The organism is Jiangella sp. DSM 45060 (assembly GCF_900105175.1).
Classification (GTDB): domain Bacteria; phylum Actinomycetota; class Actinomycetes; order Jiangellales; family Jiangellaceae; genus Jiangella.
In genome coordinates, this window is sequence record NZ_LT629771.1 from 3,146,848 (window position 1) to 3,160,068 (window position 13,221).

The 13,221-nt window shown below is 72.3% G+C and carries 13 protein-coding genes; 4 read left to right on the forward strand and 9 right to left on the reverse strand.

The features are described 5' to 3' along the window. Window positions 1–14 precede the first annotated feature (14 nt). Window positions 15–905, reverse strand: coding sequence for a nucleoside hydrolase (locus BLU82_RS14215; RefSeq protein WP_092621400.1), 891 nt, complete (start codon window positions 903–905; stop codon window positions 15–17). A gap of 163 nt (window positions 906–1,068) precedes the next feature. Here BLU82_RS14215 and BLU82_RS14220 point away from each other — a divergent pair, with 163 nt between their 5' ends. Together BLU82_RS14220 and BLU82_RS14225 are read left to right on the forward strand one after the other, a co-directional pair. Beyond that, window positions 1,069–2,217, forward strand: a complete 1,149-nt coding sequence (locus BLU82_RS14220) for a hypothetical protein (protein WP_157740947.1) — start codon at window positions 1,069–1,071, stop codon at window positions 2,215–2,217. Between the two features lie 57 nt (window positions 2,218–2,274). Then, a complete protein-coding gene (locus BLU82_RS14225; RefSeq protein ID WP_092621406.1) occupies window positions 2,275–2,928 on the forward strand; it encodes a hypothetical protein in 654 nt (217 codons plus the stop codon). On the opposite strand, the gene BLU82_RS14230 is transcribed toward BLU82_RS14225, so the two are convergent. The 3 genes from BLU82_RS14230 to BLU82_RS14240 form a co-directional block, all read right to left on the reverse strand. Further along, entirely contained in the window at window positions 2,921–3,850 is a 930-nt protein-coding gene (locus BLU82_RS14230; protein ID WP_092621409.1) for an HAD family phosphatase, read from the reverse strand. The genes BLU82_RS14225 and BLU82_RS14230 overlap by 8 nt on opposite strands. Window positions 3,851–3,865: 15 nt before the next feature. After that, window positions 3,866–4,282: a hypothetical protein gene (locus BLU82_RS14235; RefSeq protein WP_092621412.1), complete on the reverse strand. Its 417-nt coding sequence runs from the start codon at window positions 4,280–4,282 to the stop codon at window positions 3,866–3,868. A gap of 83 nt (window positions 4,283–4,365) precedes the next feature. Further along, window positions 4,366–5,100, reverse strand: a complete 735-nt coding sequence (locus tag BLU82_RS14240; protein WP_092621415.1) for a DedA family protein — start codon at window positions 5,098–5,100, stop codon at window positions 4,366–4,368. A gap of 312 nt (window positions 5,101–5,412) precedes the next feature. Between BLU82_RS14240 and BLU82_RS14245 the strand changes: the two genes are divergently transcribed. After that, window positions 5,413–7,068, forward strand: a complete 1,656-nt coding sequence (locus tag BLU82_RS14245; RefSeq protein ID WP_092621418.1) for an ABC-F family ATP-binding cassette domain-containing protein — start codon at window positions 5,413–5,415, stop codon at window positions 7,066–7,068. A 16-nt stretch (window positions 7,069–7,084) separates the two neighbouring features. Here the strand turns inward: BLU82_RS14245 and BLU82_RS14250 are convergent, their stop codons facing one another. The 3 genes from BLU82_RS14250 to BLU82_RS14260 are packed head-to-tail and all read right to left on the reverse strand — an operon-like array spanning window position 7,085 to window position 11,021. Then, window positions 7,085–8,137, reverse strand: a complete 1,053-nt coding sequence (locus BLU82_RS14250; protein WP_172885610.1) for a lipocalin-like domain-containing protein — start codon at window positions 8,135–8,137, stop codon at window positions 7,085–7,087. Continuing rightward, the gene (locus BLU82_RS14255; protein ID WP_197682943.1) at window positions 8,134–8,817 is read right to left on the reverse strand and encodes a hypothetical protein; all 684 of its coding nucleotides are present in this window, start codon (window positions 8,815–8,817) and stop codon (window positions 8,134–8,136) included. The genes BLU82_RS14250 and BLU82_RS14255 overlap by 4 nt, the downstream gene beginning before the upstream one ends. Then, window positions 8,814–11,021 (reverse strand): MMPL family transporter, encoded by a 2,208-nt coding sequence (locus BLU82_RS14260; RefSeq protein ID WP_172885611.1) that lies wholly within the window; start codon window positions 11,019–11,021, stop codon window positions 8,814–8,816. The genes BLU82_RS14255 and BLU82_RS14260 overlap by 4 nt, the downstream gene beginning before the upstream one ends. A gap of 121 nt (window positions 11,022–11,142) precedes the next feature. Between BLU82_RS14260 and BLU82_RS14265 the strand changes: the two genes are divergently transcribed. Next, window positions 11,143–11,787, forward strand: a complete 645-nt coding sequence (locus tag BLU82_RS14265) for a TetR/AcrR family transcriptional regulator (protein WP_092621424.1) — start codon at window positions 11,143–11,145, stop codon at window positions 11,785–11,787. Between the two features lie 22 nt (window positions 11,788–11,809). Here BLU82_RS14265 and BLU82_RS14270 read toward each other — a convergent pair whose 3' ends face one another. Together BLU82_RS14270 and BLU82_RS14275 are read right to left on the reverse strand one after the other, a co-directional pair. Further along, a complete protein-coding gene (locus tag BLU82_RS14270; RefSeq protein WP_092621427.1) occupies window positions 11,810–12,685 on the reverse strand; it encodes a sigma-70 family RNA polymerase sigma factor in 876 nt (291 codons plus the stop codon). Continuing rightward, complete coding sequence (locus BLU82_RS14275; RefSeq protein ID WP_092621430.1) at window positions 12,682–13,074, reverse strand: VOC family protein; 393 nt, start codon at window positions 13,072–13,074, stop codon at window positions 12,682–12,684. The genes BLU82_RS14270 and BLU82_RS14275 overlap by 4 nt, the downstream gene beginning before the upstream one ends. Between the last annotated feature and the right edge of the window lie 147 nt (window positions 13,075–13,221).

The following is a 13,221-nucleotide window of genomic DNA, read 5'->3' on the forward strand; positions in this document are numbered from 1 at the left end:
TGCTGGGGTGGATGTCAGGAGGTGGTGGCGGCGGGCCGCGCCGCGGCGAGGATCCGGCGCACGATCTCCTCGCTCACGCGCGGCACGTCCAGGTCGACGACGATCTCGTGCGGCCCGGCCGGGTCGGGGGCGAACCGGGTCGTGCCCGCGGCGTCGCCCTCGGTCTCGACGGTGATGGTGCCGCGCTCGGTCGTGAAGAGCTCGGGGCGCGCCAGGGTGAGCACGGCGATGGGGTCGTGCGGCACGTTGGAGTCCCGTTCCGTGAACGCCCAGAACCGGCGCATCTCCGCGCCGATCAGCGCACCGAACGGCCCGCGCGCCGCGATGGCGTCGAGCTCGGCCCGTCCGAGCCTGATGCGCTGGGTCTGGTCGAGGCCGACGGCCAGGAGGTCCACGCCGGACCCGAACACCTCGGCGGCCGCGGTCACGTCGCAGCGGATGTTGTGCTCGACGACGCCGTCACGGTACTCGCCGCCCATCATGACGACGCGCTTCGTCACCCTGTCGGGCCGGCGCAGTGCCACGGCGACGTTCGTGACCGGGCCGATGGCCACGACGGTCTCCGTGGCCGCGAGCTCCTCGGTGGCGGCTCTGTCGGCCGCGTAGCGCTGTGCGGCGAGGTCGGCGATGGTGGAGCCCTCGTGCCCCGGCCACCACACCGGCCGCCCGGACAGCGTCGCGGACTCGCCCGCGGCGATCGGCGGCGCCGCCCGTCCCGTCGTGGCGAACGCCTTCGCGACGATCCGGGCGCGCAGGTCCACGTCGCCGTACACCGTCGTCACGGCGGAGACGGCCAGCTCGGGCGAGCCCAGGACCATCGCGAGGGCCAGCAGGTCGTCGACGTCCGTGCCGATGTCGGTGTCGAGGGCGAAGGTGGAGCGCACCGCCGAGCTGTCGTAGGTCATGGGTTCCTGTCTGTCTGTCACGCGTCGCCGGGTTCACGAGCGGTCGTCCGAAGCCTGTCGTCGACGCATGCTATTCGAGTAGACTCGCCGCCGCAAGCATCGATCTACTCGAATAGCGCATCACGAGTAGATGCGCTGTGACGACGGAGGACGGAGGCCATCGATGGCACCTTTCCGCACGATCAGGCGATTCGGCGTGCTGGCGGCCGCGCTGGGCGTGGGCGCCCTGCTCGCGCCGCTGGGCACGGCGGCGGCGCAGGACGACGCGGCCCCGCGGCCGGCCCGCGACGGGGTCACGTGGGACCCCGCGTCGCTGGCCCCGGTGTACGCGCCGGAGCCCGGGTTCTACTCCTACGCGCCGTCAGTCGTGCGCGACGGAGACACCGAGTGGATCTGGTCGTGTCACAACGACCAGTCCCGGGTGATCGAGGACCACATCTACCTCACCAAGCGCGTCGACGGCGTCGTGACGGAGACGAGGTCGGTGCTGCACGCCTCGCCCGCTCCGGCCTGGGACAGCTTCCACACCTGCGACCCCAGCGTCGTGGCCGGCCGGTTCCACTACGGCGGCACCCGCTACTCGTACGCGATGTTCTACCTGGGCAACGACGTCGACGCCAGCGCGCACAACCAGGTCGGCGTCGCCTTCGCGACGGACCCGGACGGGCCGTGGGTCAAGTACCCCGACCCGATCGTGACGTCGGACCGCGTCGACCAGTGGGGCGCCGGCCAGCCGACCGCCGTGTCCCTCGCCGGCGACTCCGGGCGGGTGCTGCTCGCCTACACCCGCGGCGACACGTCCACCCGCGCCTACGCCGGCGTCGTCGACCTCACGCACGTGGAGCGGCTGCGGGTCGGCCCGCCCGTCCTGCTGCCGACGGACGGGCTCACCGGCGCCGACGGCGCGCCCGACTACCTCAACGGGTTCGACCTCGCCCTCGACCGCACCGGCCGGGACGTCGTGGTCGTCCGCGAACAGCACCCCTACCCCGTCGACAACCCGTGGTGGATCGGCCCGTCGGTACAGGTGGCGCGGCTGAACCTGGCGGACCTCCTGGCCGGGACCGGCACGTGGCAGCCGCTGGGCGACATCGACCACGACCTCACCGGGTTCACCCGCAACCACAACGCCGGCCTGGTGCGCACTTGGCACGGCCGGCTCGCCGACGCCCGCGGCGTCGAGGTCGTCTTCACCAGCTCCTGCTCGAGCCTGCCCACCATCGACGACCCCGACTGGAGCCAGGCCACCTGCGACTCGCTGTACTCCTACGACCTGTGGTCGATCACCGGGCGGTTCACCCGGTCGAGGTGATCCGGGCCCCCATGGTCGCGGCGCACAGTGAGTGCACCGAGACCATGGGGGTCGCCGATGTCCGAGGCCAGGGACGAGGACGACGCGAACGGCGATGGGCGCGCCGGCGTCCGTGAGCTGGTGGCCGTCGTCGTGCTCTCCGTCACGGCGGTCCTCACCGCGTGGAGCGGCTTCGAGGCGAGCAAATGGGGCGGCGCAATGTCCATCGCCTTCTCCCAGGCGTCGGGCGCGCGAATCGAGGCGTCGCGCTTCTCGGCGGAGGCCGACGCGGCCCGAGGCTTCGACCTCGACATCTTCTCCGTGTACGTGCAGGCCGTCGCCGAGGGCGACGACACGCTGGCCGACTTCGTCGAGACGCGGTTCACCGACCACTTCGCGGTGGCCTTCGACGCCTGGATCGCGATGCGGCCGCTGGAGAATCCGGACGCGCCCAAGGGCCCGTTCGCGCTGCCCGAGTACCAGCCGCCGGGCGCGGCCGAGGCGGAGGCGTCCGACGCACGTGCCGACGCGCTGTTCGCGAAGGCCCTCGAGAACAACCAGCGCGGCGACGACTACACGCTGCTGACCGTCCTGTTCGCCCTCGTACTCTTCTTCACCGCGGTGTCGCAGCGCCTCCGGTCGGCGACCCTGACCTGGGTCGTCCTCGGCGGCGCGATGACGTTGCTGCTCGTGGGCGTGGGCTTCCTGATCGCCTTTCCGAAGATCATCTGAAGACGGTCGTCCAGTCGTCGCGGACGCTGACCACCGTCCACCCGCCCCGCTCGGCCCGCTCGAGCAGTTCCTCGGCGCCGTCGGTGTAGGCGAACTCGCGTTCCTCGTCGTCGTGCAGGACGACCAGCCGGAGGGCGGGCAGCGACGGCCCGCCGGTGAACTCCAGCATCGGGATGTCGCCGTTGGCGTTGCCGGCCGACAGGATGGGCCGGCGGCCGACCCGGCTCCAGATCCGCACCGCCTTGACCGGCCCGTCGTCGAACACGTCGGGCCGCGCCCGGTACACGACGGACGCGCCGCGCTCGTCCTCCTGGTATTCGAGCGCGTTGGAGCTGCCGATCACCCGTTCGGCGGGGATGCCGTACACCTCGTCGCTGATCGCGCGGATGAAGTCCCGGTCGCCGCCCGAGGCGATGTAGACGGTGAAGTCGTGTGCCTCGAGGTAGCGCAGCAGCTCGACCATCGGCGGGTACGCGCACTGGCCGAACCCGCGGCCCAGCGTGGGGTGCGATCCGTGCCGCAAGTACTCCCCCGACGCCGCCAGGTAGTCCTCCGCGGACATCCCGGCGAACGCGCGGAGGAATCCGCCCATCAGCACCGTCAGGTCGGCGTCGTCGCCGCGATAGTGCTGGGTGATGGCGCCGCCCAGCCAGTCGTAGTCGTGCATGTAGGCCGCCTTCCACGGCTGCCGCTCCCGCAGGTCCGGGGCCTGCTCGGCCATGGCCGCCAGGCGCTGGAGGATGAAACCGATCTCGATCTGCATCGGCTTCTCGGTCCACAGCGTGCCGTCGTTGTCGACCACCGCGACCCGCTCGGCGGGGTCGACATAGTCGGCACCGCCCTCGGTCGTGACCCGGCGGACGAAGTCGGTGATCGCCGAGCGGGCACGCCCGTCGCGCCACGAACCGAGCTCGGCGTCCATGCGTCCCTCCGCTCGTCAGGACTCGAGGATGCCGGAGCTCGCGATGATCCAGATCACGACGATGTCGAGCGCGATGATCAGCAGCGCCCAGAACGGGTAGTTCGGGACGAAGGCGAAGGTGGCGATGGCGCTCATGCCGGCCAGCGCCATGGCGACGCCGCCGGCGATGGCGCTGCCCGTGAAGAGGAACAGCCCCGACACCACCAGGATCGCCCCGATGATCAGGTGCCCCCAGCCCCACGCCGTGACGTCGAGGTCGTACGTGTAGCCGGCGCGCGCGGAGAACACGTCGTCGTCGAGGATCGCCGCCAGGCCCTGCAGCGCCTGGAGCGCGCCGACCAGCATCAGCAGTATCGCCGCCGGCGCCGCCTTGCTGCGCGCCGTCGCCGCCACCGCCCGCGGCTCGTCGGTGTCTGATCGGATGTCGGCCATGCACGCTCCCGCGGTCGTCTCCTTCGAGGATCGGCGCCGGGACCGGCCGGCGCCTCACCCCGGCCGGGTGAAGGCGCGACACCTCAGCCGCGTCCAGCCCGGCGCCGGATCAGCCGTTTGAGCAGCGGGACCAGCATGGCCGCGGCGATCAACGTCAGGCTCACGACCGAGGCGTACCGATCGACGAGAAGGACGACGTCGACCGCCTGCTGGCCGAGCCCGTAGCCCAGGCCCGCGACCAGGCCGGTCATCGCCAGCGCGCCGGCGAGGTCGAGGATCAGGAACGTCACCAGGCGCATCCCGGCCATGCCCGCCATCGCGTACACGACCGGGGTCGGGACACCGGGCAGCACGGCGAGCACGACCGCGACACGCAGGGCCCACGGCCGCAGCTCCGTGGCGCGGCCGGCGAACCGCAGGGCGCGCTCGCTGGTCGTGAACATCCTGACGATGCCCAGGCCCCACTGCCGCCCGGTCCACCACGTCAGCCAGTCGAGCTTCACCATGCCCGCGGCGCCGGCCAGCACGACCAGCCAGAGCGGAGCCTCGCCGACCCGGGCGAACGCGGCGGCGGCGCCGATGGCCGTGAGGTCGCCGGTGAGGAACGCCAGCATGACCGGATGCGAGGCGAGCAGGAACGGCTTCAGCGGCCGCAGCACCAACCCGAGCGCCACCACGGCGAGGATCGCGCCCATCAGGGCCAGGTCCACGCGGGTGGCGCGGCCCTGCCACGGCACGAACCGGCGCCACGGGCTGATCGCCGGTGGCGCGGCATCGGCAGCGGCCAGGCCGCTGGACGTCCGGTCGACGATGCTCATGCTCCAAGGCTGGGCGCCTCGCCGCGCAAACAGCAGGTGCGCCTGTCACGAGTCGGTCGTGCACATCGCAGGGCCGGAAGGTGCGCGTCATGGATACCTGGCCCGTGACGTGCATCGACGGACGATCCCTCCTGCCGCGTCTGATAAAATTGCGACATGCATCTGTACTTCCTGTGACGGCTGAGTGGGCCGGCCGCGCTCGTTGAGTCATTCCGAGCCTGCGGCGGCTGCTTCGTTCTGGCCCCTTCTCCGGTCGCCGTCATCTGCGTACCCGTGTGCCTGTTTCCTGGCTGTGGTGCGCCCGTTCGAAGGATGCGAATGCGCACCCACCGTCTTCCCGCGCGCCATCGCGCGCAGCTCATGGCCGCCGATGTCTCCGTGACACGAGGCGCCACCCCCGTTCTGAACCACGTCGACCTCACGCTGACCCCGTCATCGCGGGTCGCGATCGTCGGCGAGAACGGGAGAGGAAAGTCGACCCTGCTCCAGGTGCTGGCGGGAACGCTCGACCCCGACGCTGGAACCGTCCAGCGCGTCGGCACGATCGGTGTCGCCGAGCAGGAGATGGACACCGCCGACGAACGCACCGTCGGGCAAGCCGTCGCCGACGCGATCGCCGACGCGCTCGCGGCGTTGGCGAGGCTCGACGCCGCCGGCCACGCACTCACCGAGGACACCGAGTCCGCGGCCGCGGAGTACGCGGCCGCACTGGAACTCGTCGACGTGCTCGACGCGTGGGATGCCGAGCGCCGGGTGCGGATCGCACTCGACGCGCTCGACGCGGAGACCGAGATGACGAGACCGCTCGCCGAGCTCTCCGTGGGACAGCGCTATCGCGTGCGCCTGGCGTGCCTGCTGGGCGCCGACGACGACTTCCTGCTGCTCGACGAGCCGACGAATCATCTCGATCGCGGCGGGCTCGAGTTCCTGACCGCCCGACTCCGGTCACGCGACGGTGGTGTGGTGGTCGTCAGTCACGACCGAGCTCTCCTGTCGGACATCGCGGAGACCATCGTCGATCTCGACGCGTCACCCGACGGCCGTCCGCGCGTCTACGGGAACGGCTACTCGGGCTACCGGGAGGGACGACTGGCCGAACGGGAACGCTGGGAACAGGAGTACGAGCGGCAGCAGGCCGAACGCGCTCGGCTGCAGGACAGCCTGGCCGACGCGCAGAACCGGCTCGTCTCGGGGTGGCGGCCGGAGAAGGGCGCGAACAAGCACGGGCGCGCCACCCGCGCCGGCGGCATCGCCCAGACCGTTCACCGGCGTCGGGAGGCGCTCGACGCGCACGCCGTCACCGTTCCCGAACCGCCACTGGAGTTCCGGTTCCCCGAGCTTCGCGCTCGGGCCGGCGCGACGTTGCTGAGCGTCGAGGACGTCGGCGTCGCCGGGCGGCTGCGCGGGCCGGTGTCGTTCTCACTGTCCCGGCGCGGCCGGCTGGTCGTGACCGGTCCGAACGGCGCCGGCAAGTCCACCCTGCTCAGAGTCGCCGCCGCCGAGCTGGCACCGGATACGGGCTCGGTGCGCAGGCCCGGCGGCACCCGTCTGGGCTTCCTGCGTCAGGAGAGCGATCTGCCGCCCGATCGGCGGGCCGGCGAGGTGTACGACACGCACGTCGACGCGCTCGTCGCCTCCGGCGCCGTGCCGTCGCCGGAGGCGATCGGCCTGTCGCAACTCGGTCTGCTGAAGCCGCGAGAGTCGGGCCGGCGGGTGGGCGAGCTCTCGGTGGGCCAGCAACGCCGCCTCGACCTGGCGCTCGTGCTCGCCATGCGCCCCCACGTGCTGCTCCTGGACGAGCCGACCAACCATCTGTCCATCGCGCTCGTGGACGAACTCACCGAAGCGCTGGGCGACACCCAGGCGGCCGTCGTCGTGTCCTCTCACGACCGGCAGCTCCTTCGCGACGTGGCCGGGTGGCCGAGCATCGACCTGTCCGCGCCGGCCGGCATCGGGGCGCCGGCCTGAGGTCGGGTGCGGCGGGTCAGGAACCCGGCGCCGTCCAGTCGCCGTAGAGCTCGACGTAGGCCCGGCCGGTGCTGCGCCGGCCGGCGTGGGTGCCGGTCACGGCGCAGGCGGCCTCGTAGAGACCGCGCGGCTGGCCGGGGTAGTACACGTCGAGTTCCTGCTCGGTGACGAGCGAGCGGACGTCGAGGCGGGTGTCGCGGCCGGGGACCTCGACGCGCCAGCGGGTGGGGTAGGTCTGGCCGGTCAGCGGGCTGGTCCAGAAGTCGCGGGCGTGCTCGGCGAGCGGGACGATCGACGCGACCGTGTGGTGACCGCCGGGGTCGACGATGGTGGCATAGGCCTGGTCGTCGCCGTCCTGGACCAGGTTCCACACGTTGAGGCGGTCGCCGTCGTCGAGGTGGACCGCCATCCAGCTCCAGCGCTGGATGTTGGCCCAGTGCCAGGTGCCCCACTGCCGGTCGAGCCAGGACGTGCCGCGCACCCGGTGCGGATGGCCGTCGATGGTGAGGGTGCCGCGCGTGGCCAGTGACGGCAGCGAGTAGTAGTAGCTGAAACCGTCGGCGAACGGGATCAGGCCGGTGCCGCCGGGGTACAGCACCGGGCCGGCGTGGCGCAGCGTCAGGTCGATCCGCGCGTCCGGGAGGCTCGCGGTGAGGCGCATGTCGTCCATGGGTCCGGCCAGCGTGGCGGCGGGCGTGCGGAGGTCGAGCCCGTCGGTGGAGAACGTCACCTCGCCGGGCTCGAAGCGTTCGACCAGCCCGCGGTGCGTCGCGGCGGACACGTCGGTGATCGCCGCGTGCACCTCCGGCCCCGCGCTGGAGCGGTTGATCGTGACCTCGTAGCCGTACCAGAGCCGCCCGGCCCGGACGTGGCCGACGACGTACCACCATTCGTAGACGACCTCGGGGTCGGAGGCCTGGTCGTCCGGCAGCCGCACGTAGCGGGGGAAGGTCTGTGCCGCAGGCCGATCCGGCGCGGCGGCGGCCCGTGCCGGCGTCAGCGGGCCGAGGACGGGCGCCGCGGTGGCGGCCAGGCCGAGCGCGAGGACGGTTCGTCTGCTGGTGGTCATGGGGTCTGCCTTTCCGACGGCGGATGGGCGGGGGTACGGGTCCGGAGCAGGACGATGCCGTACCAGGCGATCCAGACGACCCAGAGCAGCCATCCGGCCAGCCCGAGCAGGTCGACCGCGCCAGGGTCGTCGAACACCAGCGGGAGCAGGAGGGCCGCGCTGAGCTGGAGCGCTCCGGCGATGAACCCGAGGAGGGCGTGCGCGGAGCGGATGAGCCCGGAACGACGTCCCGCGACCGACAGGCCGAGCATCGCTGTGGCGAGGAAGGTGCCGTTGAACGCGAACAGCGCCTCGTTCAACCTCCACAGGGCCTTGGTGGCCGACGCGTCCGAGGCGGTGCCGGTCAGCGCGAGCCTGGTGGCGGTGAAGACCGTGAAGGTGGCGTTCTGCAGCACCAGACCGGACAGGCCGACCAGCGACCATGCCTCGCCGCGGGCCCGCTCGGACGGCCACACGGCCGCGACGACGGCGGCGCCGAACAGGACGGCCAGCAGCCACGCGGCGACGGCGAGGGTTCCGCTGAGCCCGATGAGGCCGGCGTGGGAGCCGAAGTAGTCGGCGACTTCGTCGAGCGGGTCGCCGATGACCGGCAGGTGGGTCGGCGCCAGCGCCAGGTTGGTGCCGCCCAGGAGGGAGGCGAAGCCGATCGCGGCCCAGCCGCCGATACGGGAGAAGGTCATGGCACGCGCTCCTTCGCGGGCTGAGTGGTGACGGTGTCCGGCGACGATTCCAGGTTGAGCCGGGGCAGCCGGCGGGCCAGGGCGGGCGGCATCCACCAGGCCCAGCGGCCCATGAGCTGCATCGCCGCGGGGACCACCAGGCACCGGATGATGACGGCGTCGACGAAGATCGCGACCGCCATGCCGAACCCGATCTGTTGCAGCAGCCGTTGCGGGCTGAGCATGAACGCGCCGAAGATCAGGATCATGATCAGCCCGGCCGCCGTGATGACGGCGCCGGTGTGCGCCAGGCCCTCCCGCACCGCGGCCGCGTCGCTGCCGGTGCGCTCGCGTTCCTCGTGGATGCGGGAGACGAGGAACACCTCGTAGTCCATCGAGAGCCCGAACACGATCGCGAACACCAGGATCGGGAGGTAGGCCTCGATCGGAGCCGGTTCGATGCCGAACAGTCCCTCCTGGAACACCAGCGTCATCGCGCCGAGCGCGGCGCCGATGCTGAGCAGGTTCAGCACGGCGGCCTTGATCGGGATCAGGACCGACCGGAACACGGCCATCAGGATCAGCAGCGACAGCCCGACGACGATCGCGATGAAGTACGGCATCCGGTCCGCGACCTTCCCGGCGTAGTCCTGCGTCGCCGCGGTCGCGCCGCCGACGAGGAAGTCGGCTCCGGTCCGCTCCGACAGCGCCGGCAGGACGTCCCCGCGCAGGGCGCTGACGAGGCCGGCGGTCCGCTCGTCCTGCGGCGACGACTCCGGGATGGCCAGGAGGGTGGCGACCCGGCCGTCCTCACTGAGCTCCGGTGGTGTCGTGGCCGCGACGCCCTCCGTGCCGGCGAGGGTGTCCGCCGCCGCCTCGGCCGGACGTTCGGCACCGCCGTCACCGCCGTCCACGACGACGAGCAGCGGGCCGTTCACCCCGGGCCCGAAGCCCTCGGCGAGCAGGTCGTAGGCCTGCCGGCTCGTGGTGTCCGGCGGGTCGTTGCCGGCGTCGGCGAAGCCCAGACGCAGGTTCAGCGCCGGGACGGCGAGGGCGCCGAGCACGACGACGGCCAGCACGATCGCCGCGACGGGACGCCGCTGGACGGCGGTGGCGAGGCGGCGCCACCTCGCGCCCTCCGTCCGGCCCGGGTGCCTCGCCGCCCGTTTCGCCGCACGAGCGGTGAACTGGCGGGCGAAGCGCCGCCCGAACAGCGCGAGCAGGGCGGGCAGCAGCGTCAGCGACGCGATCATGGTCGCGAGCACCGTCAGCGCGAGCGCCAGGGCCGACCCCTGCACCGAGCCCAGCCCGAGCGTCACCAGCCCCAGCAGCGCCACGATCACCGTCGTTCCGGCGAAGAAGACCGTCCGCCCGGCGGAGTCGATGGCCGTCGTCGCGGCCGCTCCCGGCGCACTGCCGCGGAGCAGCTCGGTGCGGTAGCGCGCGAAGATCAGCAGGGCGTAGTCGATGCCGACGCCCAGCCCCACCAGCACCATGAGGTACTGGGTGTAGGACGTGATCGCGAACAGGTGCGACGCCACGACGATGACGCCGACGGTCGAGCCGACCGCGAACAGCGCGGTGACGATCGGCAGGCCGGCCGCGATGACCGTGCCGAACATCAGCACCAGGATCACCAGCGCGGCCAGGATCCCGACCGCCTCGGCGGCGCCGGTCTCCCCCTCCGCCAGCAGCCGGGCCGCCGCGCCGCCCACCTCGACCTCGAGGCCGGACATCTCGGCGGACTGCGCGGTGTCGACGATGCGCCGCACGTCGTCGAGCGGCAGGTCGTCGGACGCGACGTCGAGCGTGGCCGTCGCGTAGCCGATGGTGCCGTCGGGTGCGACCGTGGCCGGGCTCACGTAGGGGCTCTCCAGGCCGCTGACGTGCGGCAGGGCCGCGACCTCGGCGAGCGCCCGCTCGACCTCGTCCCGGACGGAGGGATCGTCGAGCCCGGCGTCGGCGTGGAAGACGATCTGCAGCGTGTCGCCGGCCCGGCCGAACCCGTGCTCGTCCAGCAGGTCGGCCGCGTGCTGCGATTCCGTGCCCGGCAGCGAGACGTCGTTGCGGTAGTCGTCGCCGGTGACCGACGCGGCCACCCAGATGCCGGCCAGCACCAGCGCCCACGCGCCGATCGCCGCGAGGCTGTGCCGCTGGGCGAACCGCGCGATCCGGACGAACACCCCGGCGCGGGCCGGCTCGCGTACGGCGCTATCGGCGGCCATGGACGCTCCTCCGGAGCCCCCGGCGGGCGAGGTGGATGGAAGGGTGGTGCGCGCGGCACCGGAATACTGTCATACACCTACTCTATTCATTAGAGCGTACGTAAAGTCAATAGGAGACGGCATGCCCGACGGACCCACGAAGCGCCGCTACGACTCGCACCGACGAGATGCGCAGGCGCTGCGGACCCGCGCCGAGATCGCGCAGGCGGCGCGCCGGCTCTTCCTCGCGCAGGGCTGGGCCGCCACCACCGTCCGCGACGTCGCCCGCGAGGCCGGCGTCTCCGCGCCGACGGTCTATGCCACCTACCAGAGCAAGACCGGCCTGGCCCGCGCGCTCGCCGACGCCGCCGACCTCTCGGCCGACCCGGCGCGGATGATCGACGAGCTGGAGGACCTCGCCGCCGACCCCGCCGGCCAGCTCGGTGCCATGGCCGCGTACGACCGCCGCCTCTACGAACGTGCCGGCGACGTCATCAGGCTGATCCGCGACGCCGGCCGCGGCGAACCCGACCTCGCCGCCCTGTACACCAACGGCCGCAAGGCCGCCGACCACAACCGGCGGCAGGTGTTCGAGTCGTGGCCGCCGGGATCGCTGCGCGACGGACTGGACCTCGGCACCGCGATCGACATCTACGCCGCCCTCTGCAACATCGACGCCTACACCACCCTCACCGACGAGCGTCGCTGGACGCCCGGCCGGATCGAGCAGTGGTGGCGCGAAGCACTTCCCCGCGAACTGCTCGCGCCAGGCCGCCGCCGGCCGTGACCAGGCGGGCCCGACGGCTCGCTCAGGCCGGGGCGGGCAGGTCGATCGAAGCGAGCTTGGCCGGGTCGATGACGAGGTGGATGCCGGTGATCCGGCCCGCGGCGACGGTGAAGGCCATCACGGAGAGCGGGGTTCCGTCGGCGCGCCAGGACATGTGACCGGGACTGCCGTTGACCAGCACGGGCCGATGACGAGCCGCCGCACCGGAGAACCCGCGGGCGCCGGCGACGACCTCGGTGGCGCCGAGGGTGACGACCACGCCGTCGGGGGTGTCGACGGCCAGCTTCACGTTCGGGTCCAGGACCCGCAGGAGCGCTTCGAAGTCGCCGCCGACGGCGGCGGCGCGGAACGCCTGGACGACCTCTCGGTGCTCGCGCCTCCGACCCACCGGCCGCTCCGTGGCGTGCACCTTCCGGCGGGCGCGACTGGCGATCGTCTTGGCCGTGTCGGCGGATTTGCCCAGGATCTGGCCGATGTCGTGGAACGGGACCGCGAACATGTCGTGCAGGACGAACGCCAGCCGCTCGTTCGGGGTGAGCGAGTCGAGCACGACGAGCAGGGCGAGGCCGACCGAGTCGGCCAGCGCCATCTGCTCGTCCGGCGCGGGATCGTCGTCGGGCGTCACCACGAGGTCCGCGAACTCGTGCCCGTAGGCGGTCTCGGGGTGGGCCCGGCGCGATCTCAGCAGGTCCAGGCTGATGCGGCCGACCACGGTGGTCAGCCACCCCGCCAGGTTGGCGATGGTCGCGTCGTCCTGGCGGACCAGGCGCATCCAGGCTTCCTGGACCACGTCCTCTGCGTCGGCGTGCGATCCCAGCACGCGGTACGCGACGGCGCGCAGCCGGTCGCGCTGGGCTTCGAACGCCTCGGCCAGCGGACCGGACGGGTGCTCGGTCACGGCTTGCGCTGCTGCCGCAGCGAGATCCGGTTCCCGTCCGGGTCGACCGCCTCGACGCGGACCCCGAACGGATAGTCCACGGGTTCGGGCTCGACGAAGGCGACGCCGCGCCGGCGCAGGATCTCGAACTCCTTGCGCAGGTCGTCGGTCTCGAGGATCACCGGACCGGGCGCGACCGCCTGCCCCATCCCCCGCGGCTGTCCCGCGGCCGCCGCGTGCGACCACAGGATGATCTGCACCGGGCTGCCGGGAACGCCGACGGTGAGGAACCGTCCGTCGGGCCCCGGGAAGTCGACGCGCTTCTCCAGCCCGAGCCCCTCGGTGTAGAACTCCAGCGCGCGGTCCTGATCGGTGACGTAGACCGTCGCGTACATGAGGTTCGCCAGCATCCCGTTCTCGATTCACTCGTCGTCGTGACGACCATGTGCGTTCCGTCGTCACCCCCATGACGAGCGCGGGCGGGAGAAGGTAACAGCCCCGGCGAGCGGCGGGGTGGCGGAGCAGGTCGCTCCGGCACCCCGCCGTCGTTCGCGACG

Excerpts from the sequence above, each read along its gene's own strand:
- BLU82_RS14215 (WP_092621400.1), bottom strand. The coding sequence starts at position 905 with ATGACCTACGACAGCTCGGCGGTGCGCTCCACCTTCGCCCTCGACACC.
- BLU82_RS14220 (WP_157740947.1), top strand. The coding sequence starts at position 1,069 with ATGGCACCTTTCCGCACGATCAGGCGATTCGGCGTGCTGGCGGCCGCG.
- BLU82_RS14225 (WP_092621406.1), top strand. The coding sequence starts at position 2,275 with ATGTCCGAGGCCAGGGACGAGGACGACGCGAACGGCGATGGGCGCGCC.
- BLU82_RS14230 (WP_092621409.1), bottom strand. The coding sequence starts at position 3,850 with ATGGACGCCGAGCTCGGTTCGTGGCGCGACGGGCGTGCCCGCTCGGCG.
- BLU82_RS14235 (WP_092621412.1), bottom strand. The coding sequence starts at position 4,282 with ATGGCCGACATCCGATCAGACACCGACGAGCCGCGGGCGGTGGCGGCG.
- BLU82_RS14240 (WP_092621415.1), bottom strand. The coding sequence starts at position 5,100 with ATGAGCATCGTCGACCGGACGTCCAGCGGCCTGGCCGCTGCCGATGCC.
- BLU82_RS14245 (WP_092621418.1), top strand. The coding sequence starts at position 5,413 with ATGCGAATGCGCACCCACCGTCTTCCCGCGCGCCATCGCGCGCAGCTC.
- BLU82_RS14250 (WP_172885610.1), bottom strand. The coding sequence starts at position 8,137 with ATGACCACCAGCAGACGAACCGTCCTCGCGCTCGGCCTGGCCGCCACC.
- BLU82_RS14255 (WP_197682943.1), bottom strand. The coding sequence starts at position 8,817 with ATGACCTTCTCCCGTATCGGCGGCTGGGCCGCGATCGGCTTCGCCTCC.
- BLU82_RS14260 (WP_172885611.1), bottom strand. The coding sequence starts at position 11,021 with ATGGCCGCCGATAGCGCCGTACGCGAGCCGGCCCGCGCCGGGGTGTTC.
- BLU82_RS14265 (WP_092621424.1), top strand. The coding sequence starts at position 11,143 with ATGCCCGACGGACCCACGAAGCGCCGCTACGACTCGCACCGACGAGAT.
- BLU82_RS14275 (WP_092621430.1), bottom strand. The coding sequence starts at position 13,074 with ATGCTGGCGAACCTCATGTACGCGACGGTCTACGTCACCGATCAGGAC.